At 63.0% G+C, this 22,534-nt stretch carries 23 protein-coding genes; 7 read left to right on the top strand and 16 right to left on the bottom strand.

Going from position 1 to position 22,534, the window contains the following annotated elements; genetic code table 11:
- Nucleotides 1-75: 75 nt before the first annotated feature.
- From HRJ34_RS28760 to HRJ34_RS28685, 16 genes are all read right to left on the bottom strand, one after another.
- Nucleotides 76-1,338 (bottom strand): TolC family protein, encoded by a 1,263-nt coding sequence (locus tag HRJ34_RS28760; RefSeq protein WP_208634705.1) that lies wholly within the window; start codon nucleotides 1,336-1,338, stop codon nucleotides 76-78.
- 66 nt (nucleotides 1,339-1,404) lie between these two features.
- Nucleotides 1,405-1,740 carry a hypothetical protein gene (locus HRJ34_RS28755; protein WP_208634716.1) on the bottom strand — a complete coding sequence of 112 codons (336 nt, stop codon included), beginning with the start codon at nucleotides 1,738-1,740 and terminating at the stop codon, nucleotides 1,405-1,407.
- Between the two features lie 18 nt (nucleotides 1,741-1,758).
- Nucleotides 1,759-2,418, bottom strand: coding sequence for a cation transporter (locus HRJ34_RS28750; protein WP_208634711.1), 660 nt, complete (start codon nucleotides 2,416-2,418; stop codon nucleotides 1,759-1,761).
- Nucleotides 2,419-2,510: 92 nt separating this feature from the next.
- Nucleotides 2,511-4,454 (bottom strand): FTR1 family protein, encoded by a 1,944-nt coding sequence (locus HRJ34_RS28745; protein WP_404947180.1) that lies wholly within the window; start codon nucleotides 4,452-4,454, stop codon nucleotides 2,511-2,513.
- Between the two features lie 134 nt (nucleotides 4,455-4,588).
- The gene (locus HRJ34_RS28740) at nucleotides 4,589-5,002 is read right to left on the bottom strand and encodes a MerR family transcriptional regulator (protein WP_208634704.1); all 414 of its coding nucleotides are present in this window, start codon (nucleotides 5,000-5,002) and stop codon (nucleotides 4,589-4,591) included.
- Nucleotides 5,003-5,101: 99 nt separating this feature from the next.
- Entirely contained in the window at nucleotides 5,102-6,172 is a 1,071-nt protein-coding gene (locus HRJ34_RS28735) for a DMT family transporter (protein WP_208634703.1), read from the bottom strand.
- Nucleotides 6,173-6,261: 89 nt separating this feature from the next.
- The gene (locus HRJ34_RS28730) at nucleotides 6,262-6,834 is read right to left on the bottom strand and encodes a YgjV family protein (protein ID WP_226949258.1); all 573 of its coding nucleotides are present in this window, start codon (nucleotides 6,832-6,834) and stop codon (nucleotides 6,262-6,264) included.
- A 125-nt stretch (nucleotides 6,835-6,959) separates the two neighbouring features.
- Nucleotides 6,960-7,367: a copper-binding protein gene (locus HRJ34_RS28725; protein ID WP_120252489.1), complete on the bottom strand. Its 408-nt coding sequence runs from the start codon at nucleotides 7,365-7,367 to the stop codon at nucleotides 6,960-6,962.
- Nucleotides 7,367-10,507, bottom strand: coding sequence for an efflux RND transporter permease subunit (locus HRJ34_RS28720; protein ID WP_208634702.1), 3,141 nt, complete (start codon nucleotides 10,505-10,507; stop codon nucleotides 7,367-7,369). The genes HRJ34_RS28725 and HRJ34_RS28720 overlap by 1 nt, the downstream gene beginning before the upstream one ends.
- Nucleotides 10,504-11,991, bottom strand: a complete 1,488-nt coding sequence (locus HRJ34_RS28715) for an efflux RND transporter periplasmic adaptor subunit (RefSeq protein ID WP_024018519.1) — start codon at nucleotides 11,989-11,991, stop codon at nucleotides 10,504-10,506. Before HRJ34_RS28715 ends, HRJ34_RS28720 begins: the two co-directional genes overlap by 4 nt.
- On the bottom strand, nucleotides 11,988-13,217 hold the full coding sequence (locus HRJ34_RS28710; RefSeq protein WP_024018518.1) for a TolC family protein: 1,230 nt from the start codon (nucleotides 13,215-13,217) through the stop codon (nucleotides 11,988-11,990). Before HRJ34_RS28710 ends, HRJ34_RS28715 begins: the two co-directional genes overlap by 4 nt.
- Before the next feature lie 128 nt (nucleotides 13,218-13,345).
- Nucleotides 13,346-13,627 carry a hypothetical protein gene (locus HRJ34_RS28705; RefSeq protein WP_024018517.1) on the bottom strand — a complete coding sequence of 94 codons (282 nt, stop codon included), beginning with the start codon at nucleotides 13,625-13,627 and terminating at the stop codon, nucleotides 13,346-13,348.
- A gap of 103 nt (nucleotides 13,628-13,730) precedes the next feature.
- Complete coding sequence (locus tag HRJ34_RS28700; protein WP_024018516.1) at nucleotides 13,731-14,090, bottom strand: hypothetical protein; 360 nt, start codon at nucleotides 14,088-14,090, stop codon at nucleotides 13,731-13,733.
- Nucleotides 14,091-14,133: 43 nt separating this feature from the next.
- On the bottom strand, nucleotides 14,134-14,580 hold the full coding sequence (locus tag HRJ34_RS28695) for a DUF411 domain-containing protein (RefSeq protein WP_031308719.1): 447 nt from the start codon (nucleotides 14,578-14,580) through the stop codon (nucleotides 14,134-14,136).
- A gap of 328 nt (nucleotides 14,581-14,908) precedes the next feature.
- Nucleotides 14,909-17,593, bottom strand: coding sequence for an NAD-dependent epimerase/dehydratase family protein (locus HRJ34_RS28690; protein ID WP_024018514.1), 2,685 nt, complete (start codon nucleotides 17,591-17,593; stop codon nucleotides 14,909-14,911).
- Between the two features lie 127 nt (nucleotides 17,594-17,720).
- Nucleotides 17,721-18,278 (bottom strand): DUF305 domain-containing protein, encoded by a 558-nt coding sequence (locus tag HRJ34_RS28685; protein ID WP_037529695.1) that lies wholly within the window; start codon nucleotides 18,276-18,278, stop codon nucleotides 17,721-17,723.
- Nucleotides 18,279-18,923: 645 nt separating this feature from the next.
- Between HRJ34_RS28685 and HRJ34_RS28680 the strand changes: the two genes are divergently transcribed.
- The 7 genes from HRJ34_RS28680 (at nucleotide 18,924) to HRJ34_RS28650 (ending at nucleotide 22,477) form a co-directional block, all read left to right on the top strand.
- Nucleotides 18,924-19,283, top strand: coding sequence for a hypothetical protein (locus tag HRJ34_RS28680; protein WP_024018512.1), 360 nt, complete (start codon nucleotides 18,924-18,926; stop codon nucleotides 19,281-19,283).
- A gap of 135 nt (nucleotides 19,284-19,418) precedes the next feature.
- Complete coding sequence (locus HRJ34_RS28675) at nucleotides 19,419-19,781, top strand: hypothetical protein (RefSeq protein WP_024018511.1); 363 nt, start codon at nucleotides 19,419-19,421, stop codon at nucleotides 19,779-19,781.
- A 174-nt stretch (nucleotides 19,782-19,955) separates the two neighbouring features.
- Entirely contained in the window at nucleotides 19,956-20,435 is a 480-nt protein-coding gene (locus HRJ34_RS28670; protein ID WP_082679233.1) for a MerR family transcriptional regulator, read from the top strand.
- Nucleotides 20,436-20,437: 2 nt separating this feature from the next.
- Nucleotides 20,438-20,653: a hypothetical protein gene (locus HRJ34_RS28665; protein WP_024018509.1), complete on the top strand. Its 216-nt coding sequence runs from the start codon at nucleotides 20,438-20,440 to the stop codon at nucleotides 20,651-20,653.
- Between the two features lie 86 nt (nucleotides 20,654-20,739).
- Nucleotides 20,740-21,078, top strand: a complete 339-nt coding sequence (locus tag HRJ34_RS28660) for a hypothetical protein (protein WP_024018508.1) — start codon at nucleotides 20,740-20,742, stop codon at nucleotides 21,076-21,078.
- Between the two features lie 102 nt (nucleotides 21,079-21,180).
- Nucleotides 21,181-21,645, top strand: a complete 465-nt coding sequence (locus HRJ34_RS28655) for a heavy metal-responsive transcriptional regulator (RefSeq protein WP_024018507.1) — start codon at nucleotides 21,181-21,183, stop codon at nucleotides 21,643-21,645.
- Between the two features lie 460 nt (nucleotides 21,646-22,105).
- Entirely contained in the window at nucleotides 22,106-22,477 is a 372-nt protein-coding gene (locus HRJ34_RS28650; protein ID WP_024018505.1) for a DUF1622 domain-containing protein, read from the top strand.
- Nucleotides 22,478-22,534 lie beyond the last annotated feature (57 nt).

The raw sequence follows: 22,534 nt of genomic DNA, 5'->3' as shown, positions 1-22,534 counted from the left end.
CGGCGCTATGGCGGCCGTCATGAGGGGTAGCGGCGCGTTTGACGGCGGCGAAAAACGTAAGGAGCATGCCATGGATCAGCTCCCCGTTTCAGGCGCGGGCGCGGTCAGACGCTCGAGGCGGGCTTCGGCATCGTGATAAGCGGCAAGTGCATCGGTGAACGCAGCCCGTGTTTCAGCGAGGGTTCGTTCGGCTTCCAGCAGGTCGAGTTGGCTGAACTTACCCTGCGCATAACCAACCCGCGCGATGCGCGCGGCCTCCATCGCGGCGGCGAGCCCCGGTCCACCGGCCGATCGGGCGGTCGCGCCCGCATTCGCCAACTGGGCTTGCGCGCTCGCGATGGATTGCTCAGCCTCGATCACCGCCACTCTTCGATTGGCGTCGGCGCGATCTCGCTCTGCACGCGCCTGGCTCACCGCCGCAGCGCCGCTGTTGAAGAGGGGAAAGGGAATAGCGATCCCGACGACTGCCGCTGTATCGTTGGTCTGGGCCAGCCGCCGCGCGCCCGCGCTGATTGTGATGTCAGGCACGCGCTGGGAGCGTGCGAGACGTACCTGCGCATTGGCCGTATTCACGTCAGCCCTTGCCGCAGCGAGCGCCAATGTCCCCTCGGGCGAGACTGGCAAGGCGGGACCATAGCCCTCAACTCGGTCAAACCATGCAAGATCGAGGGAGCCCTCGATCGGTTGCCCGATCAAACGCGCCAGATTGCCGCGCGTGACCTCCGCCTCGCGAACCGCGCGCTCAAGTCCGACCTCTGCGTTGATACGCAGCACGTCCGCGCGCTGCTGGTCGATCGGCGCCCCTGCCCCTGCGGTCACGCGGACCCGTGCGGCCCGAAAAGCGTTTCCCGCGATCTCGGCCTGTTGCCGGGCAATATCCACGCGACGCTCGGCAGCGGCGGCTTCGATATAAGTCTGCGATATCCGCAGATTGAGATCGGCAAGCGCGATGGCCGCGTCGATCCGCGCCCGATCACTCCGCGAATCCGCAACTGCGATCCGTGCAGAACGCTTGCCTCCGAGCTCAATCGGCAGAGCGAGACTCGCGGTGGTCTCGGCGCTGCGAACACCGCGATACTGGCCGGAACCGGCGACATTCTCAGACTGTACCTGGATCTCAGGATTGGGACGTAGGCCGGCAACCGTACGGGCGGCCGTTGCAGCACGCACGTCGGCTGACGCAGCATCGATGCTGGGCGAAGTCCCACCCGCGACGGTACGAGCACGGTCAAGAGTAAAGATGGATGGATTCGCAGAGGGCGGCGATGTCGCCGTCTGCGCCTGCGCGATCGACGCGCAAGACGTTACGGCCAAAACGGCCGCGATGACGCGATGCATGGATGAAGAACTCCTGACGAACCTTTAGGAACCCGCCGGTTGACGCCGACGGGAGCTAGGAAATCGTCAGGCTTGGGGAGGTCGTAGGGCGGTCTCAGCCGCAGCGGTAGCCAAGGCGACCGAGCGCGTCGGACGCATCATGGATGCAGTCTTGTCTTGGCTGATAGACTCGGCTTTTGCCATCGGTGCAGCCACATGATGGCCATGACAGCTGCCGTGATGGTGCGGATAACCCTTGTCGCTATCAGCAGGAACCTGATCGCCGTCACCATCGGCATGGCCGATTTCAGAGGCGCTATTGGCATCAATACAAACGATCGGCTCCATCGCGTGCGAGACCGATCCGACCCCAAGGGTCAGGAACACGGCCAAACAGGCGAAAAGGATCGTCAGTCGATGCATCTATCAGGTCTTTAACAACTATAGGCTCGTAGAGGCCAGCGAATGTTGTGCCGAACCTTCACTTGGCGGTTTCGGCCGCAGTTCTGCACGGGCCTGCCCGATGATTTGCAGGCCGCCCCAGATACCGAGGCCCGCCATGATCAGGGCAACAGCGAGATCCGGCCAAGCCGTGCCCGTACCAACGACACCGGCGGCAGCGAGCAAGACCGCAAGATTGCCGATTGCGTCGTTGCGCGAGCAAATCCAGACCGAGCGCATGTTGGCGTCGCCACCGCGGTAGCGATAGAGCATGAGTGCAACGCTGCCGTTCGCGATCAGCGCGATCACCCCGACGATTCCCATCGTCTCGGCCTGCGGCACGCCGCGGCCCAGCGCCGCAAGCACCGTCGTGACGAGGACATAAAGGCCGAAGGCGAGGATCGTGCCGCCCTTGAGCAGCGCGGCACGCGACCGCCAGCCCAGTGCCATGCCGGCGACCCCAAGACTGATGGCGTAATTGGCGGAATCGCCCAGGAAATCGAGCGCGTCCGCCTGCAGGGATCGCGATCCCGAAGTGATGCCCGCGACAATCTCGCCCAGAAACATCGCCAGATTGATCGTGAGCGCGATCCAGAGCATGCGGCGCCAGCGCGGATCCGGCGTCGGCGGTACGTCGGACTGGCAGCTGTTACAGACCATGATCATCTACTCGAACAAGCATCATGGACTCTCTATGCACCCTCTAGCAACTAGAGGGTCAAGGCAAATCATCGTCGTTGTCCCCGGCTGCATCAGCCGACCGCCACAGCGGCACGGCGCCGGTTGAGGAGGAAGCCACCAAGCACCGCGATGAGCATCACGAGCTGCGCGCCCATTGACTGCAAGGTCGGGAAGATACCGAGCATGGAGACGCGGACGCCGCCGCCAAGCGGCGCGATGTCTATGATGCCGGCTTCCTGTAGCGCCGACACGCCCTTGCCGGCGAGGACGATGGTAAGGATCGCCATCAGCCACGCGCTGTAGGCGAAGAATTTCGCGATCGGCAGATCGCGGCTGTAGCGCAGCATGGCCCAGGCGATAAGTCCGAGCAGCAGCACGGCCGAGCCCGCGCCAGCCAACATCGCACCGCCATTGCCCTGGGTCCAGAGCGCTGCGTAGAAGAGGATCGTCTCGAACACCTCGCGATAGACGACGATGAAGGCCAGGCCGAACAGGAACCAGGCCGACTGCCGCGACAATGCGCGCGACATCTTCTCCCTGATGTAGCGTTGCCACTGGTCCGCCTGCGCCTTGCCGTGCATCCAAATCCCCACGGAGAGCAGGACGACGGCCGCGAACAGCGATCCGAACCCTTCGGTAAGCTCCCGGCTCGCGCCGCTGATTCCGATCGCATAGGTCGCAATTCCCCAGGTCAGGCCGCCCGTCGCCAGCGCCCCGATCCAGCCGCCATGGACATAGGGCAGCACCTCGGGCCGCTCGGCCTTGCGCAGGAAGGCGATCATCGCGACGACGATCAGCAGGGCTTCGAGTCCCTCGCGCAGCAGGATGGTGAATGCACCCAAGAATGTCGATGCAGTGCTCGCCGCGTCCGGGGACAAGGCCGCATCGGCGTCGTCGAAGAGACCGTCGAGCACCTGGGCGCGCGTGGCTATCTCGTCGGCGGGGCGACCTTGCTGGAGCGATGCCCGGAACTCGCCCATGGCGCTTTCGATGTGCCCCATGAGCGTAGCATCGCGCGCAGTCAGCATCGGCTCGAGGGGCTCGAAGCCATCGAGATAGGCCGAAAGCGCAAGTTCCTGGGCGGCGTGGCGGTCGCCACCACGATAGGCGGCAAGGCTCTGTGCCAGCTTTTCGCGCGCGACGGTCAGCGAACCGGGAGCCTGCTGGATCACCACGTCCGGATGGCGGCGCAGATAGGCGATCACAGCGTCGGCCTTGGCAACCCCAATCGACTTTGCCAGCACCTCGGGCGTCAGCCCCGCGAGTGTTGTCAGGTTGGGAATCATTTGCCGCAGGCCGGGATCGGATTTCCACAGCCGCTCGCCTTCGTTCGCGAGAGCTTCGGGAAATGCGAAGCGACCGGCATAGAAGGCCAGCGCCCAGCGATCTTCGCTCGGCAAGGTCGCAAAGCTTTGCATCGCGGTGCCGTCAATGCCCTGACCGATCACTTGGTAGAGCGCGAAGGGACTGCGCTGCCGCGCGCGCACGATCTCGCTAAAGGCGATTGGCGGCGTCGAGAGTTTTACGGCATCGGGGCCATGTCCATCTCCGGTCATGCCGTGGCAGCTCGCGCAGTTCTGCGCAAATAACGAGGCGCCGCGAGCAAGGTCAGGCGCCTTGCTCGGCGCGAGAGGCACCGGATAGGCCTTGAGGAGGTCGGCAGCGAGGCCATGGGCGATGCGCGCGACCTCCTTGGGTTCGCCCTTCGCGGCAATCACACCCCGGAGTTGGGTTGCTCGCGTGATCAGCTGTCCGCGTGCTGGCGTGGGTGGCAGGGCCATAAGGCGGGCGGATACCGAAGCCGCGAATTCGGTCATCTCGGCATATTCCGAGGTACTCTTGATCCGGCCGCCGCTGACGGCTCCGCCATAGTCGACCGCCATATAGTCGAGCAGCCGCCATGCGGTCTGTACGTCGGTGGTATCGGCATGGGCTACGCCGCCGATCCCGCCGAGGCAAAGAAATGCTGCAAGGATGGCGATGGCGCGCCGGATCGATGGCATCGGCGCGCGCATGAAGGCAAAGGTGGAACGGCGAGATTCGCCAAGGTCTGCACGGGACATCCCAGCCTCATAAACCCTCTAGCCGCTAGAGGGTCAAGCGGTTTTGCGACTTAGTTGCAATAGTAGCCAGCGCTTCGGCCTCAGTTTTAGCGCTCGGCCTCCGGCGCCAGCGTCTCGATGATGCGGCATTCGGAGATTTTGCCGTGCCCGCACTGGACGATGAGGCTGCTGAGTTCGGACCGCAGCGTTGTCAGATCCTTGAGCTTGCGATCAATCTCCGCAAGATGTTCGCGCGCGATCAAATCCACCGCCGAGCAGGATATATCCTTCTGATCCGACAGGCCGAGCAGCGCCTGAACCTGATCAAGCGAAAAACCCAGTGCCCGCGCGCGCCGGATGAAGCTGAGCCGCGCGAGATGCTGCGTGGAGTAGGCACGATAATTGTTCTTGGTCCGCTCTGGCGCGGAAAGCAGGCCCGCGCTCTCGTAATAGCGGATTGTCTCGACCTTCGTTCCCGTTGCGGCAGCAAGTTTGCCGATGCTGAGCGACCCTGGCGACATCATTAGCGACTCTATAGTGACTTCAGGCTTTCATAGGGCAGGTCTCGCGCAAATGTCGAGGCAGCGTCCATTTCTCGCCGGCAGGCCAACACGCACTATTCATGCGTCATGCCGGTGCCGATGGTGCAGGTCGGGATAATGGGCATGCCTGTGGACCATCGGCGCGTGCCAGTGCTGATGGCTATGCGGCTCGCCGGGTGCGGTGCCGGGCGCATGATCATGCTGATGATGGCTGTCATGGACGTGACGATGGTCATGCTCGAGCGGTTCGTGCGCATGCTCATGGCCGTGCGATTCGGTCAGGTGCAGCCACAGCCCGATCGCCATCAGGATGCCGGCGATGATGAGGGACACGGTGACCGCTTCGCCGAATATCGCGACGGCGAGCACTGCACCGATGAACGGGGCTGTCGAGAAATAGGCGCCCGACCGGGCGGTGCCGAGGTGCCGGAGCGCGAGGACGAACATAACGAGGCTGACGCCATAGCCAAGGAAGCCGATCAGGGCAGCGCCAGCAATGACCGGCACGGGCGGCAAGGATGCGCCAAGCGTCAGCGCCAGCATGAAATTGACGGTGCCTGCGGCCAGTCCTTTCAGCATCGCGATCTGGACGGGATCGGCGCTGCTGAGCTTTCGGGTGAGATTATTGTCGATTCCCCAGGCGAGGCAGGCGCCGGCAATCGACAGCATGCCGAGGCCGCCGCCGACCGGGCCGCCGCGCCACGATAGCAGCACCGCGCCGCCTAATATGGCCGTCGCTCCGATCAGCAGGCGACGATCGACATTCTCGCCAAACACCAGCCAGGCAATGGCAAGAGTCGCCAGCCCTTCGAGATTGAGCAGGAGAGACGCTGTGGATGCCGCCGTCGTCGCCAGCCCCACCATCAACAAGACGGGCGCGATCGCACCACCACACAGTATGACGAGCGCCAACCACGGCAGATCGGATCGAACGAGCGGGGCCTCCGCTTCTCCGCGTCCGATCGCCTTGCGCACCTGATGAACAAGAGCGAGCCCCATACCCGATCCGAGATAAAGCAGGCTGGCGAGCAGCCAGGGGTTCACGCCATTGCCAAGGACAAGCTTGGCGAAGGGCGTACTTGCGCCGAACAACAGGGCTGACAGCATCGCGAGGATTGGGCCCGCTCCTCGTTTGCCTGCTTTTAACATACGATAACGCCCCGTGTCGTGGAAACGCTCTCGAACAAGAGTTTCCCTGCAATATCATGTTCTGTAGCAGGCGACTAAGCGCCCTATGTCTAGACTGGCCTAGGCTGAGCAAAAATTCCGACGGGCGTCTCGACGGCACCGCTGGGCCTAGGGCTGAACGGAAAAGTTCTCCAGCGACGCGTCATAAGCCTTATCAGATTTGCAAGGTTTGACGCCAACGATACCGCATCTGTTCCCAACGCGAAAAGGGCTCCAACGATCAAATTATGGGCGAGCCAAAATGGAGCCCCCACGAGGAACAGACCCTTCATACGCGTCGTCGATGTCTGCAAGCGGGCTAGACTACCCAGCGAACTGCCGGTCAACGCCAGCGCGGATGGTATTCCGTGCCATGTTATGACCGATAGGAAGGACAACACAATGAGGCTGGCCCCATAGAGTCGCACGACGACATAGCGGTCACGCACTGACGCTGAGACGAGGAGTTGCGCGCAAGAAATGAGGCATGCCACCGCCGCAGTGGGCGATCCCAACATTAGAAAATATGTCGCAAACGCAGCAGCGCCCGCGCTCTGAATTTTTACGACCGTCTTGTAGTCACTGAAGAACGGCCAGATAATGACGCACAGAAGCGCCACGCAACCGAAGGCGGTGGCAATCACGACTGCCACCGCTCGGTTCTTCCAATCTTGATCTGCGTTTCGCGCCCAGCTCGTTCCTTTTTCATCACTCAAGCGTGAAGGAACGAGGTTAATTAGCCTTTAATGGGCCTTATAAAATCCCCTGCTTAAGGCTTCTTTTGGATCGCTGTTACCTCACCGGCGCTGCCCACAAGCGTGACATCAAAATCGACCTTGTCGCCCACCTTCGCCGCGTCGGTGATGGCCGGCGCGGCCTTGAACGCCATCGTCATCGCTGGCCACTTAGCTTCGGGGATGGGGCCATGGTTGAGGGTGATCGTGCCGGCAGCCTTGTCGATGGCGGTGACCGTGCCATGACCCTTGGCCATGATCGACGCGGGGGCCGCCGGCGCCATCGCCATGTTCCCCATGTCGCCACTCATGGCTGCAGCAGGGGCCGCCTGGTTGGTCTCGACCGCAACGGGTGTTTCCGCCTTCTTGCCGCAAGCGGCAGTCAAGGCGGCCAAGCCGAGGGCAATAGTCAGTCGTGCATGCTTCATGGTCTTCTCCGTCATTATATAAGGGGTTGAGATGTGGGCTTGCTCTTCGGCCGCCGGAGCAGAAGATAGGCGGCAGGGAGCACGAACATAGACAGGAGCGGCGCGGTGAGCATGCCGCCGATCATCGGCGCCGCGATCCGGCTCATCACCTCCGAGCCCGCGCCCGAGCCGAGCAGGATCGGCAACAGGCCGGCGAGGATCACCGCGACCGTCATCGCCTTGGGCCGGACGCGAAGCAGCGCGCCTTCGCGCACCGCGGCCTCTACCTCGGCTGCATCCGGATCGGCGACCCGCTCCTCAAGCGCGTTCTTCAGATAGATCAGCATCACCACGCCGAACTCCGCCGAAACGCCGGCGAGCGCGATAAACCCGACGCCGGTCGCGACCGATTGGTTGAAACCTAGGAAATAGAGAATCCAGATGCCACCTGTGAGCGCAAACGGCAGCGTGCCCATGATCAGCGCGGCTTCATCGAACCGGCCGAAGATCATGTAGAGCAGCACAAAGATGATCAGCAGGGTCGCGGGCACAACCAGCTTCAGCTTGTCGACCGCACGCTCGAGATATTCGAACTGGCCGGAATAGGCGATGCTGACGCCCGGCGAGAGCTTGACCTGCTTCGCCACCGCGCGCTGGAGATCGCCGACGACGGAGGCGAGATCGCGCCCGCGAACATCGACATAGACCCAGGTGGAGGGGCGCGCATTTTCGGTCTTGAGCATCGGCGGCCCTTCAGCGATCGATATGTTCGCGACCGTGCCGAGCGTGATCTGCTGCCCCGATGGCGTCAGGACCGGGAGCGTGCGGAGGCCTTCCAGGCTGTCGCGCACCTCGCGCGGGTAGCGCACGCTGATCGGGTAGCGGGCTAGGCCTTCGACCGTTTCGCCAATCGTCTCGCCCCCGATCGCACCCGAAACGATCGCCTGCACATCGGTGATGTTGAGCCCGAACCTGGCGGCGGAAGCCCGATCGATGTCGACATCGACATAGCGCCCACCGGTCAGCCGCTCGGCCAGCGCCGAACTGACGCCGGGCACGGTCTTCGCCACCGTCTCGACATCATGGGCGATCCGGTCGAGCTGGACGAGATCGGACCCCGACACCTTGACCCCGATCGGGCTCTTTATGCCGGTCGCCAGCATATCGATGCGGTTGCGGATCGGCGGCACCCAGACATTGGCGAGGCCGGGGAGCTTCACCGTGCGGTCCAGTTCTTCAACGAGCTTGTCGGGCGTCATGCCCGGCCGCCATTGATCGCGCGGCTTGAACTGGATGGTCGTCTCGAACATTTCGAGTGGCGCCGGATCGGTCGCGGTCTCGGCACGGCCGGCCTTGCCGAATACGCTCTCAACCTCGGGCACGGTCTTGATCAGCCGGTCGGTCTGCTGGAGCAGTTGCGAGGCTTTCGCCGCCGACAACCCGGGCAGCGCCGAGGGCATGTAAAGCAGGTCGCCTTCGTCCATATTGGGCATGAACTCACCGCCGAGGTGTGTGAGTGGCCAGGCCGTGGTCGCAAAGACCAGCGCCGCGATCAATAGCACGGTCTTGGGTCGCCGCATCGTCCAGTCGATCGCGGGCCGGTAGATGTTGGTGAGCCAGCGGTTGACCGGGTTGGATTGCTCGGGCGGGATCTTCCCGCGGATCAGCAGACCCATCAGGATCGGCACCAAGGTCACCGATAGGATCGCCGCCGACGCCATCGCGTAGGTCTTGGTGAAAGCGAGCGGCGCGAACAGCCGCCCTTCCTGTCCTTCGAGTGTAAACACCGGAATGAAGGAGAGCGTGATGATCAGCAGGCTGAAGAACAGGGCGGGGCCAACCTCTGCGGCGGCTTCGGTGGTGACAATCCAGCGCATCTCGCCCTCGAGATGCTTGCCCGGATGATCCTGTTCCCAGTGCTCGATCTTCTTGTGGGCATTCTCGATCATGACGACGGCCGCATCGACCATCGCGCCGATCGCGATGGCGATGCCGCCCAAGGACATGATGTTGGCATTCACCCCCTGGAAGCGCATCACGACGAACGCCGCCAGCACCCCCAGCGGAAGAGTGAGGATCGCGACCAGCGCTGAACGGACGTGCCAGAGGAACAGGCCGCAGACGATGGCGACGACGATGAACTCTTCGACCAGCTTGTGGGTGAGATTCTCGACTGCGCGATCAATGAGCTGCGAACGATCGTAGACCGTCACCACCTCGACGCCGGGTGGCAGGCTCTTTTTCAGTTCGGTGAGCTTGTCCTTGACTGCGGCGATCGTTTCGCGCGCATTCTTGCCCGAACGCAGGATCACCACGCCACCGGCGACCTCGCCTTCGCCGTTCAGCTCGGCGATGCCGCGTCGCATCTCGGGGCCGATCTGGATGGTGGCGACATCGCCCAACCGCACGGGCACGCCACCGGCGCCGGTCCTGAGCGGAATCGCCCGGAAATCGTCGAGCGTCTTCAGATAGCCCGAGGCGCGAACCATATATTCGGCTTCGGCCATCTCCAGCACTGAGCCGCCCGCTTCCTGATTGGCTTGGCTGATCGCCTGGACCGCTTGCTGATGGGTGATCCCATAAGCGGCCAGCTTCACCGGATCGAGCAGCACCTGATACTGCTTGACCATGCCGCCCATGCTGGCCACCTCAGCGACGCCGGTCACGGTCTTCAGCTCGTAGCGCAGGAACCAGTCCTGAATCCCGCGGAGCTGCGACAGGTCGTGGCGGGCGGTGCGGTCGACCAGCGCATATTCATAGACCCAGCCAACCCCGGTGGCGTCCGGTCCCAGCGCGCTGCGGGCGCTTGCCGGCAGCCGCCCCTGCACCTGATTGAGATATTCCAGCACGCGGCTCCGGGCCCAGTAGAGATCTGTGCCGTCCTCGAAGATCACATAGACGAAGCTGTCGCCGAAGAAGGAATAGCCGCGCACCGTCTTCGCGCCGGGAACCGACAACATGGTCGTGGTCAGCGGATAGGTGACCTGGTTCTCGACGATCTGCGGCGCTTGGCCGGGGTAGCTGGTGCGGATGATGACCTGCGTGTCGGAGAGATCGGGGAGCGCGTCGATCGCGGTCGATCGCACCGCCCAGACGCCCACGCCAATGAGCGCCAGTACGCCGATCAGAACGAAGAAGCGGTTCCTGACCGACCAGCGGATGAGATGGGCGATCACTGGCCAGCTACCTTCGCCATGCGACGCACCGTCGGCCCAGCCGGAGGTTGATCGAATCCGAAACGGACCCGATCGCCGGTCTTGAGGCCGCGCGCGACCTTAGGATCGGGAAGCTGGAAGGTCATCGTCATCGCTGGCCAGCCGATAGCCGGCACCGGCTCGTGACTCAGTGTTACCGTATTGGCGGTGATCTGCTCGATCTTGCCGACAGTCTCGTAGAGTCTGCCGATAACGGCGGGATTGGCGGCTATGGGCGCGCCACCCCCGATCGGCCGCGCCTGGACTCCGGACAGGCTCGCCTCGGAGTCTATCAGGAACTGGCCCGACGCCACGATCTTCTCACCCTCGCCCAGGCCCGCCAGGATCTCAGTCTGGCCCCCGGATTCCCGCCCGGTCTGGACCTCAGCCGGCCGATAGCGGCCCTTGTCGAGCGCGAGCATCACCAATGTCCGCTTGCCGGTACGGATCAGCGCTTCGGAGGGCACCAGCAGCGCCGGTTGCGTGACTCCGCCAAACGACACGGTGGCGAACATGCCGGGACGCAGGCGTCCGCTGCGGTTGGGCAACTCAATCCGGACGGTCAGCGTCCGGCTGTCGGCTTGCGTCTGCGGCAGGATCGCTGAAACGCGGCCTGACAAGATCTCGCCGGGAAATGCCGCGAGTGTCGCCCGCACGGTTTGCCCGGGTTTGAGCGGTCCGGCGATCGCCTCGGGCACGGCGGCATTGAGCCAGACAGTGCCGAGACCATTCACCTCTGCGAGCGTCTGTCCTGCCGTCAGTGTCATGCCGGCCCGCACGCCCAATGTTTTGACAACGCCGCCGATCGGCGTGGAGATCGTGATGACATTGTGCGGACGGCCGCCGCGCTCGACCGACGCGATGGTGCCAGACGGCATGCCAAGCAGCATGAGTCGCTGGCGGGCCGCCTGGGTCAGTGCTGCGTTGCCGGTGCGGCGCACCGCGAGAAACTCGGCCTGCGCCCCGCCCCACTCCGGCACCAGGATATCGGCGAGCGGCGCCCCCGCGCCGACCACGTCACCCGGCGCGCGACCATAGACTCGCTGCACGAAGCCCCCGGCGCGTGCCTGGACGACCGCGACATCGCGTTGGTTGAAGTCGATTGTGCCGGTCGCGGTGAGGCTGCTAGCCAGCTCGCCGCGTTGCACCGTGGCGATCCGCAGACCGAGCGCCTGCGAGGCGGAAGCGTCGACCGAAATGCCCGGCACCTGCGCGCTTGCTCCGCCCTCGTCCGCATACCGAGGGATCGTCTGCATCCCCATGGATGAGAGACCGGGGCCCTCATGGTGCTCGGCCGGTATCATCGGATCGTACCAATAAAGAATTTTGCGCGCTGCCGGCTTTACGGCCCCACCATCTTTTGTGCCCTGGAAGCCCGCTAGAGCGAACCCGAGACCGCCGGCAGCAAGCGCAAGAGCAGCAGCTGCGCCAAAGAGCCACCCGCGGGCTATCATAACCTGGCTCATCGATTTTCGCTCCGGTAGGTGAGTGTCAGCCGCGCACCGTCCGCGGTGACCAGGGCTTCACGATCAAGAGTCGTGATGGTGGCATCGGCCAGCGCGGCATAGGCGTCGGCGATATCGACGAGACTGGCACGACCAGCCGCATAACTGGCGGTTTCCAATTTCACGCGCTGCTCAGCGAGCGGTTGCAGTGTGCTCTGCGCACGCATCCATTGCTCATGGTGCATGACATGGTCGGCGATATCCGCATCAAGGTCGGCGGCGAGCGCGCGCCGCGAGGCCTCGCGTTCAGCCAGCACTCGTCCGGCATTTGCCTGGGCTGCCGCGATCCCGGCATTCTGGCGACTGCGCGTGAAGAACGGCAGGCTGACTGTCACACCGGCCGAGACATAGTCGCCGAACCGGGGATCGCGGCGCTGGTAGGCCAGGTTGACACCAAAATCGGAACGCCGGCCGGCATCGGCTACGCGCACATCGGCATCCGCCTGCCCGGCCTGGGCATCGATCATCTGGATGGTGGGGTGGCGGTCGAGTCCTGCGCGCAGACCCGCTGCGTCGACCGCAAAATCGGGGATCGGTCCGGCGATCTCCGGCGCGGGGTCTCCGGTCCAGCGGGTTAGCGTCGCGCGTGCCCGCGCCACGTTCGAGACGAGTTCACTGCGGCGATCCTGCATCGCGGCGACGGCTTGGCGCCCTGCAAGGGTCTGCGCCGGGCGCGCACCTCCCGATGCGACCGCGCCCGGCGTCGTTCCCACCACACGCTCGAGACGGGACAGAACATCGTCGAGCGCGGCAAGCCTGCGCTCGGCATAGGCCAGGTTGATCCAGGCTAGCGCGGTGCCAACCTCGACCGTGCGCGCCTCGACTGCGGTACCAGCCTCGGCCGCCAGTATGTCGCTGTCGGCGCGCGCCTGTTGCGCATGGCGCTTGGCGAGATTGGGAATGTCCTGGGACACGCCGACCCGCGCCATGCTGAAATTGTCGCGCTGCGGCTCGAACGCGAGCGGTCCCGATACCGGGAAACTGTCGATCCCAACTGCAAGCGTCGGATCAGGCAGGGCGCCGGCCGCGCCGCGCACGGAACGGGCGGCGTTGGCACCGAGCGCCTTCGCCTTGAGCGACGGCGCTTCCTGCCGGGCGCGCTGGAGGGCCGCGTCGAAGGTGAGCGGCTCGGCGAAGGCAATGCCGGGGATTGCCGCTAACAGCGGCATACACAAAAATAATCGCATGGAGATCTCCTGATCGGAGGTTCAGGCAAGCGTGGCACACCAGGCATGTCAGTGGCGGCAGGAAGGGGTATCCCGCCGCCACTGCTGGCCTAGCCGTCTATGCGACCTGAAGCGGCCAGAACCTGCTGCTAGCCAGCCGAGGCGCCGGACGGAGACATCATGCCATGCATCTCCTTCATACAATCCGCGGAGCTCATCTTCATCATGTCGCAGTCGCAGTTGGCCATCTTCGCGGTATCAGGCACCCAGACGCGCCGCTGAGCCGGTCCCGTGGCGCGCGGGCCATATTGGGGAACCGACTTCCACTCATAATGACCGGATTGTTGGCTGTGGTCGGGCTGGCCGGCGAATGCGGCGGCAGGCGCGGCAAGGGCTACGCCCAGCAGGGCGTAGAAAACACGGTTTTTCATGACTGTAATCCTTTGGCAAATCATCGTGGTAGCCGCAGATCGGACAGGATGTTTGAGTGCGCGATAGGCGCACCGATCCTGTCAGCCTGACGGCTGTGGTCGATCAGCCAAGGATAGTCGGTGGTTCAGGCTCGGGGGTCAGATCACTGCCATGCAGGGTCGACGTCGTGGTCCAGAATGCCATAGCTCCGTGAGCCACCGGCGATGCCGGGACGCGCGGCGCGTCGCGCAGAACCATCGGAACGACACAGCCCATTGATGCGACGCAGTCGAGCGTCAGCCCCTTGCAGGGCTTGCCCGAGGGCTGTTGTTTCTGAGCCATCGCATTCATGCAATCTGCGCTCATTCCCGAAATCGCCATCGGCGCGGAAACCGGGGCCGGGTTAGAGGCATAGGCCGCCGCTTGGCCCATGAGGCCAACCAAGGCTCCCAGCAGGAGGAAGAGATGCAGTACCCGTTTCACAGCCGTTACTTCTTACACCCGTCCTTATCGTAGAACAACGACATCATCGTCCGCCATGACGCGCAAAGACATGCTGTCCACCTGGACCGAAGGCGACGACATTATAGGGGTCCACGTGTTGCCCCGGGACTTCCATCCCCGGCGAGCCCATCGGCATCCCGGCAACCGCAAGTCCACGCACGCCGCGCGGCTTCTGGGCAAGGACGCGCTTCATGTCGGTAATCGGGACATGACCCTCGAATGCCATGCCGTCTACAATCGCTGTATGGCAGGATGACAGGCCCGAAGGAACGCCTTGGGTCCGCTGGAAGCTGGAGCGCTGGCGATCGTCGATGATGGTTACTTGGCGCCCGAACTGCTTACGCACCTGCGCCGCCCACTGCGCGCAGCAGCCACAGCCCGGATCGCGGTGAACCACGATAGGCGTCGCCGCCGCGCTGGCGACCGAAACCGACGCAAGGACCAACGACAATGCGACTTTGAGTTTCATATCGTCCTTCACCGCACCCATTCATCAAGGCTACCACTCTTCATAATACGCGCGACCGCCGCCTACCCCTCAAAAAGTGGCAGACGGTCGCAAGATTACCGTAGCGATCACGAACCGACATTCGTCGATGGGCAATCCAGGGTCGTTGCAGACCTCTCGCACTCGCGTCGATTTATGCAGTCGAAAAGCATTATTGCACCCGAGCAGGCCGCATTTCACATCTCAGCGACCCGGTCGCACGGCCGTAAGTTGACCGTTCGGAGTCCCGCATTCCCAACAGACGTGACGTATCTTTTCCTGTTCAATTCCACGTCGAGCAGAGCGACCCTCAGATCACATATTTGTCCCAGCTCGCATAATGTTCAGCGCTGCGCTTGCCGCGCGGAAGGCTGAGACCGACGAGGGCGAGCCCTATGATCACCGAAACGATCGTTCCCAGGTGGCCGGCCCCCGTCAGCAGGAAAGGGGCAGCAACCAGCCAGGCGCCGAGCGCGCCATTGATGAAGCGCACGGCGCGGGCAACTTCGGCGGTGGCGATGATCGCGACGGTGATGACCAGGGCACCAATGACATGGTCGCTGTTCGCCATGGCGCCCTCATTGCCCAGTGTCACCCGCGTGAGCATGAGGAATGCGCCGAGCGCGATACTGACCGCCAGCGTCCACGGCAGGGTCAGCCCCCGCTTTGCATCGGCCCAAAATGCGGCAGGCGACGACATCAGGTCGGAGGCGTCCTCACTGCCGGCCTCGCTCGCGTCGCCCTGGAAGAAGGTGCGAATCAGCGGCTTGCCGCGGCATTTCGCCCACACAAGGAACTGACCCATGGCGATGACCTCGTCGAGCGCGAAAGGGATCATGATCAGCATGGCGAGGGCGGCGATCAGCGCCAGCGTGCTCCAGGTGCCAATGACGATGGGCTGGCTGATGATGAAATAGATGCTGACCACGCCGAGTGGAATGACCAGGATGCCGAAGAAGGTCACCATCCACGGCATCGTGCGCCAGCGGTCGCGGGTGCCCATCACCGCCATCAGGATCTCGAGCACGTAGCTGATGGTGCCGAGACCGCCGTCGGGAATCGGCCACGCCTTTGACATGTTAGACGTGATGATCTCCTCGGTACCATTGCGCGGATCGCTCAACGAGCCGACAAAGAAGGGTTCCCAGACGCTATCGATGTGGCCCAGTTGGTATGCCGTCAGGATGCGCGAGGTAAGAAGACCTATCAGACCCATCACGACGATCGGCAGCCGCTGGGCATCGGTAGACGGGGAATAGGTCCAGCCGGGTGGGATGTTCTTGGGGTCCATCATCCCTGCCATGCTCATACCCGGCATCATCGGCACGAGCACCGACAGCGCGATCACAGCCGAGCCGATGAGCAAATCGTTGTTGTACTGCGCCGCGCTCGGGCTCCAAAAGATCAACGGCGCGAACAGCAGCCAGATCCCAACGAATGCGACCGCCCACTGAGCCCACGTCTTGGTGCGTGGTACAAGCGACAGCGCACCGAACAGCGCGATGGCAAGCCCGCTGACAAGATCGCTTACGGCCAGCGCGCTTGCACGCCACTCGATCGACGGCAGACCGCGATCGACCGTTACGAACCGCGCCGCCTCACCGACGCGCTGCGCGGTCATGGAGTCGTAGATGAGCGGGCTCGAGGCGAGCCACAGACCGAGGCCGATGTTGGCGTAGAGCGCCCAGCGCGCACGGCGCTCGTCGCGGTCCATCATGGCCATGTGATCGCCATGTGCACCGTGGCTGGACATCGCCATGTCCCCAGCCCCGTGCCCCACAGCGGCATGATCCATGTTGCCATGGTCCTTAGCTCCGTGCTCCATGCCGGGCATCGCGCCGGCTGCCGCTTCAGGCGGGTTATGGTCCAGCTCGGCCGGCTTCGGATCGGACTTGTCGTTCCAGGCGACGAGGTTTTCGTTGAGCTTGTTGTTCCGGTACCAGGCGCGCGGGTGGCGCTTCAACGCCGCAACGATCGTCGGAAGCGTTTCGCGAAGACTGTGCTTCGGCTCCCATCCAAGTAGCGACCGTGCGCGCGAGATATCGAGAATGTAGTGGTCGTTGCTGCTGTCGATCATCCAGGGCTGGATGAAATCGTCGTCGCCGAGTGCCTCGTTCTGAAGAACGATACCAGCCTTCGCGAGCGGCTGCGGGATGCGGATCGTCTTCCAGCCCTCGCCGTGGAGCGCCTCGCCGACGATGTCCTGGATTTCGGCGTAGCCGGGGGCATCGGGTTCGCCGATGAGCAGGGGCAGTTCAGACGGAAGATCGTGCCGCCGATCGACCAGGCGCACCACGGCTTCCGCCAGGTCATCGCGGTGCACCGATGATTGCGCCGCGCACAGCATGCCAGGATAGAAATGCGAGATCAGGCGGTGCTCGTAGATCTGCGATATCTGCTGTGCGAGGAACGCTGAGCGTCCCTCGTCGGCATAGACTCCTGCGGGTCGCAGGTAGACGACGGGTATCCGTCCGTGACGCTCGTGCAGCAGCGCCTCTGTGTCGACTTTGGACTGCGGGTACGCCCAGGAGGCACCGATCGGCGATTCCTCGTTGATGCGCTCCTGCGGAGTGGCGGTCGGTTTATGGACCAGCATCGTGCTGGCGAAGACGAATTGCTCGACATCGAACGACTGGAGTCCGTCGATCAGCCGCCGTGTCCCTTGGACGGTTACCTTGTCGTAGAGCGGATTGGGATCGCCAGAAATGTCATAATACGCGGCGAGATGAATGACGGAAGCAATGCGGTTGCCGTATCGCGCGCGAACCTCCTCGAGCGCAGCGTGAACCGCTTCATCCGAGCCGACATCAATGTCGATAGCGGCGGCGGGCGGTGGTGGCTCGGGCGGACCGGCGCGATCGAGACCGACGACCGTGTAGCGCTCGCCGAGCCGGGCGATCAGGGCCGCGGCGATAAAACCGCTCGCTCCGGTGACGAGGACGATCTCAGAAGCGCCTTTGGCGCCACTCGGACCGCTGCGCTCGATGTCGGTCATACTTCCACCATCCTGCTTCTTTCGCGAAGAGCGTCGATCGCTGGATATTTGAGCAAGATGCGCATGACGAAGCCTTTCCGACAGTACCTGATCATGTGCCCATCCTGTTTACTTCGAAGAACACACCTCAGGAAATCGGCTTTCGTGTATCTATTCCGGTGCTTTCGTCGGTTTGCGGTGGCGGGGGCGACGCACCGCGATCGCGATAGGAGGGCAGGTCCGGAGCGCCATCCGGCGCCGGGTTAGCTTGCAGGCGCGCGATCATCTGTTTCATTTGGGCGATCTCGCGTACCTGCGCGTCGATGATGCCATCGGCCAGCTTTCGAACCTCGGGGTCCTTGATGTGCGCGCGCTCGCTGGTCATGATCGCAATCGAGTGGTGCGGGATCATCGCCTTCATGTAGGAGACGTCGTCGACCGTTTCCTGGCTCCGCACCAGCCAAAGCGCTAAACCAAAAATGGCAGCGCTACCGAGCAGGATGCCGATATTGAGGCGGGTGTTCTTGTACATGCCCCACATGAAACTGAGCATGATCACCGCCATGACCGCGCCCATGACGAGCGCCATCCAGGTGCGCGTCTGGCTGAACTGGACATGGCTCAGCGCATAGGTGTTGAGATACATCAGCCCGAACATCACGACCGTAGACGTCGCAATCATCGCCACGAACCGGCCATAGCCCATGCCTATGCCCATGCCATTCTTCTTGTCTTCCATTGACCGACTCCGTCCTACCTCTAGGCTCCTCACCCTCCTCGGCTGCCAAGGGGGCATGCCTGCAACTCACTTCATACCCAAAGGGATCCAAGATCACCTGGAGTATGACCGGGAGGATGGACATTCAACTTTGATCATAGCCGGGTTTCCGCTGCGCCGTACCTCTGCATTGTTCAGCCAGGCTCTTGGGCGGCGACGCTTAACCGGCCAAGTTCTGAGGGCGCCCTGATGTCGACCGGCTTTGTCGCTATCAATTCCTTGAGCGGCCCGAGCAGCTATGATGATCCTGTTGCATACTGCGGGCGTGAGTGATTTGATCCTTGTACCGCCCGACGGCACCCTGGACCGCGAGAATCGCCCTAATTTACAGGCCATCGAGTACGCGTACCCCTTATCGCCAGAGCACAACCCGCTAGTAGCGGGAGCGTATCAAAAGATGCGATTAGTGCGACGACGTTTTGGCACGGGGTTTGCCCGGAGCTTTGATGGGGCTTCGTAACATTACGCATATTGAGTCGGGAGCCGGGTCCATAGTCTTGGTGGCGAAGAAAGGTTCTTCACCGCCAGTTTTCCTCGGCGGGTCTTGTAAACTCAGCCAAGGAGGCTTCCACCATGTTGCTCAAGAAGAAGATCACCATCGCGCTTGCAGGCCTCGCCGTGCTCGGCGCCGCGCCTACCTACGCCCAGGGCATCGGCCACAGCTTTTTCATGCGTGGATCGATCGTCGGCAAGGACACGACCGGAACGGTCGTTTGTGTGGGTAAGGCCGACGGCGCGACCGTAGGCCAGGTCCTCGAGGTCTACCGTGTGGAAAGCACACCTGGACCTTCGAAGACCCCCGGCGCGGGCTTCCGGCGCGTGGCCGTCGGGCACGTCAAGATCGATCACATTTTCGATGACCATTTCGCGCATGTGAGCATCGCCGACGGCACGCCGAAGGTCCACGACATCGTCGAACTCCGCAGGAAATAAGTCGGCAGCGGGGACGGCGACCGCCGTCCCCACCATCAACGCCACCTCGCTGCAGAACGAGACCGGCACGATCGCTCGCAACCAAGCGACGAACACCGGCCTGGGTGCACGAGACATGAATTGAAAGGAATCGAGATGCGCTTCAAGAAGTCAATATCGATGGCCATGGCGAGTATCGCCCTCGCCGGCGCGGTCCCCGCTCTGGCGACCGGCATCGGCCACAGCTTTTTTATGCGTGGATCGATCATCGGCAAGGACACGACCGGAACGATCGTGTGTGTCGGCAAAGCAGATGGCGCGACAGTCGGACAGGTGCTTGACGTCTATCGCGTGAAGACGCTGCCCGGCTCCGGCTACAAAGGAAGCGGCCCCGCTTATCGCCGAGACCTCATCGGCCACGTCAGGGTCGATCATATATTTGACGACCATTTTGCGCATGTGAGCGTCGCCGACGGCGCTCCCGCAGTTCACGACATCGTCGAGCTCCGCAAGAAATAAGGGCGTGCCGGGGAGGGGCTTGCCGCTCCCCATGATGCCTGATGGCGGCCGCAAGCGACGAAAAGTCGCGCGGCCTTTGAGCGGACAGGAGAGCGGCGATGATCGACCGACGTCCAAATATTTCTCTTGACCCTGGACCTAGGTCCAAGCGGCACTGTGCCTCCGAGACTTGCCATGTCACGGCTTAGAATCGGTGAGCTGGCCGAGGCTGCCGGCGTTCGAAAGGACACCATACGTTATTATGAGCGCACCGGCCTGCTCCCCGCTCCGCAACGGACCAGTGCAGGATACCGCGTCTATCATCCTGCAGACGTCGAACGCATCAAGTTCGTTCGCGCTGCACAGGGGCTCGGTTACACCCTCACCGAAACGCACGCGCTCCTGCTGGTGCGGGCCGGAGACGCCCTCGCCGGGTCGGATATCCTCGCCGTCACGCGGGTCAAACTGCGCGAAGCACTGGTCAGGGTGGAACAGCTCAAGCTTATCGAAACAGGCCTTGAGCAGCTGGGTGAAGCGCCCTCGCACGAAGCCGAAAGCGACCCTTGCCCGATCCTCTTTCTGGTTCGGGACGGGCGGCTGTCTCAATTGGCCGCAGATCAGCCAGAACAAATGTCCGTGGGAGAGGACCACACCACCTGCACAGGGAAGGACTGAACATGAAATACTCTATCTCGCTGGGATTGCTACCACTGGCGCTGCTCGGCGCTTGCGCGACCCTTCCGCCGACTAGCGCGCAGATCGCGAGCTGCAAGGCCATGGAAGACAATATGGGTCTCGCGACGCCCCATGATCACAACGAGATGAAGGGACAGGGGCGCAACCCGATGAATCTCTCGCACGATCGCTGCCTGCAGATTCTCAAGCAGCAATGACACCCTGATCTGTCGGTCGAGCACGCTTATCAAGCTCGTCCGACGGGATTTGCGTTCGACCGCTCACTCTCATTCGGAGACACATCATGAAGACTCACCTCACGAATACGTCCGGGAAGATCGTCTCGGGGCTCACAGCCCTTGCGCTTCTCGGAACGCTTGCTGCGTGCGGCAAGAAGACGGACGGCACGCAAAACCAGGCTGCCTCCAATGCCTCTGCAAGCGCGCCCGGCGCTCTTGAAAACGACACCGCCGCCGCCACGGACTCTGTCGGGACCGACAACACGGCGGCCGATATGGATGAGCGCCACCGTCAGGATATGGACCACAGCGACATGCGCCGGGGTGGGCCGATGATGCCCAATGGCGCCCCGCCTACGAGCACGCCCGACAACAGTCAGTCCGCCCCGATGAAGGATATGTAAGCCGAGCAGGCTGAAAACCCCGGCACTGCCCGACCTGAGCAAGACCAATTCGAAGGAATAATGCCGCGACCTTTCGAATGGTCGCGGCAACGGAGACGCGCCATGACATATTTCACGATCGGAAAGCTGTCGCGTGCGCTCGGCATCCGTCCCGATACCATCCGCTATTACGAGCGCAACGGTCTGCTTCCTCCGCCCGCCCGGTCTTCTGCCGGTTACCGCACCTATGGCGACGCCGATCTCGAGCGCGTGCGGTTCATTCGCAAGGGGCAGCAGCTGGGTTTCACGCTTCGCGAAATCGGAAGCCTGCTCGATTTGCGCGCGTCCGACACCGCGACAACCGCCGATGTCCTGGCCATCACCGAGAGCAAGATAAATGAAGCGACCACCCGTATCGATGATCTGACCCGCATCAAGACCGCCCTGTCCGCCCTGTCCGCCCAATGCTCGATCGACATTCCCATCGCGGATTGCCCGATCCTCGCGCATCTCGCGAGCATTCCCAGGGGAAGCCCACCTGGCGACGGCGACCCTCATGCCGCCCGCGCAGTGAAGGCGTCCATATGAGACCTGTTTTGCAGCGTTTGGGTTTACTGCTGCTTTGGGCAAGTCGGCGCCAAGCGCGCGCGCTCCTCAGCCGAGCAAGTTTAGCCTTGGCTGTTATCGCTGCGGTTGGCGGCCTGGCCCAGCCTTCTGTTGCCGAGCATCTGCCCGGTCAGCATTTGGGCTCGAAGACGGATCTCATCGGTATCTGGTCATTCGACGCCCGGTCCGGGTGCAAGACCGGTACAGCCTGGGAGTTCCGGGCGGATGGATCTTATAATGAGATCAGTTTGCCCGACCGTGCACCGCAGGCCACCGGGACGTGGTACGAACGCGGTGACATCATCTTTTATTCCCTGGCGCGGCCAGAGACAGTCGCCCCGGGGCGGCCTGACAAACGCATGGTGATCATCGAACGCGAACCCGATCGCCTCGTCGCATTGGGAGGTCGCAGAGTTCGCCACGTGATGCACAGGTGTCCGTGATGACCGAGAGCCTCATTGTGGAGGGCATCCACTGGATCACGCGTGCCATCGAAGTCACCGGGACGGCGATCATCGTCGTGGGCGCCGGTTCTTCGCTGATCAGATTCCTGCAGCAATCCCTGAAAGGTCCGATCGACCAACATGTCGTCGGCAACTTCAGGTCGAGCCTCGGTGAAGCCATTCTTCTCGGACTCGAATTCCTGGTTGCGGCCGACATCATCAACACTATCGCGATCCAGCCAACGCTTAGCAGTCTCGCGGTCCTTGCCGGCATTGTGCTGATACGAACCTTCCTGAGTTTCTCGCTAGAGGTCGAGATCAAGGGTCGTTGGCCCTGGCAGCGGGCGACGGGAACCCCGCGCGATGATTGAGCATCGGCGCCGGCTCCGGGCGCCCGGGCGACAACGCCGGGGAAACAGGAAACTACG

It is taken from the genome of Rhizorhabdus wittichii, from assembly GCF_017607425.1.
GTDB lineage: Bacteria > Pseudomonadota > Alphaproteobacteria > Sphingomonadales > Sphingomonadaceae > Rhizorhabdus > Rhizorhabdus wittichii.
This window is presented reverse-complemented; position numbering and strand designations above follow the sequence as displayed.

Coding starts and splice junctions, on each gene's coding strand:
- HRJ34_RS28760 (WP_208634705.1), bottom strand. CDS start 1,338: ATGCATCGCGTCATCGCGGCCGTTTTGGCCGTAACGTCTTGCGCGTCG.
- HRJ34_RS28755 (WP_208634716.1), bottom strand. CDS start 1,740: ATGCATCGACTGACGATCCTTTTCGCCTGTTTGGCCGTGTTCCTGACC.
- HRJ34_RS28750 (WP_208634711.1), bottom strand. CDS start 2,418: ATGGTCTGTAACAGCTGCCAGTCCGACGTACCGCCGACGCCGGATCCG.
- HRJ34_RS28745 (WP_404947180.1), bottom strand. CDS start 4,454: ATGCGCGCGCCGATGCCATCGATCCGGCGCGCCATCGCCATCCTTGCA.
- HRJ34_RS28740 (WP_208634704.1), bottom strand. CDS start 5,002: ATGTCGCCAGGGTCGCTCAGCATCGGCAAACTTGCTGCCGCAACGGGA.
- HRJ34_RS28735 (WP_208634703.1), bottom strand. CDS start 6,172: ATGTTAAAAGCAGGCAAACGAGGAGCGGGCCCAATCCTCGCGATGCTG.
- HRJ34_RS28725 (WP_120252489.1), bottom strand. CDS start 7,367: ATGACGGAGAAGACCATGAAGCATGCACGACTGACTATTGCCCTCGGC.
- HRJ34_RS28715 (WP_024018519.1), bottom strand. CDS start 11,991: ATGAGCCAGGTTATGATAGCCCGCGGGTGGCTCTTTGGCGCAGCTGCT.
- HRJ34_RS28710 (WP_024018518.1), bottom strand. CDS start 13,217: ATGCGATTATTTTTGTGTATGCCGCTGTTAGCGGCAATCCCCGGCATT.
- HRJ34_RS28705 (WP_024018517.1), bottom strand. CDS start 13,627: ATGAAAAACCGTGTTTTCTACGCCCTGCTGGGCGTAGCCCTTGCCGCG.
- HRJ34_RS28695 (WP_031308719.1), bottom strand. CDS start 14,580: ATGAAACTCAAAGTCGCATTGTCGTTGGTCCTTGCGTCGGTTTCGGTC.
- HRJ34_RS28690 (WP_024018514.1), bottom strand. CDS start 17,593: ATGACCGACATCGAGCGCAGCGGTCCGAGTGGCGCCAAAGGCGCTTCT.
- HRJ34_RS28685 (WP_037529695.1), bottom strand. CDS start 18,278: ATGGGCTATGGCCGGTTCGTGGCGATGATTGCGACGTCTACGGTCGTG.
- HRJ34_RS28680 (WP_024018512.1), top strand. CDS start 18,924: ATGTTGCTCAAGAAGAAGATCACCATCGCGCTTGCAGGCCTCGCCGTG.
- HRJ34_RS28675 (WP_024018511.1), top strand. CDS start 19,419: ATGCGCTTCAAGAAGTCAATATCGATGGCCATGGCGAGTATCGCCCTC.
- HRJ34_RS28670 (WP_082679233.1), top strand. CDS start 19,956: ATGTCACGGCTTAGAATCGGTGAGCTGGCCGAGGCTGCCGGCGTTCGA.
- HRJ34_RS28665 (WP_024018509.1), top strand. CDS start 20,438: ATGAAATACTCTATCTCGCTGGGATTGCTACCACTGGCGCTGCTCGGC.
- HRJ34_RS28660 (WP_024018508.1), top strand. CDS start 20,740: ATGAAGACTCACCTCACGAATACGTCCGGGAAGATCGTCTCGGGGCTC.
- HRJ34_RS28655 (WP_024018507.1), top strand. CDS start 21,181: ATGACATATTTCACGATCGGAAAGCTGTCGCGTGCGCTCGGCATCCGT.
- HRJ34_RS28650 (WP_024018505.1), top strand. CDS start 22,106: ATGACCGAGAGCCTCATTGTGGAGGGCATCCACTGGATCACGCGTGCC.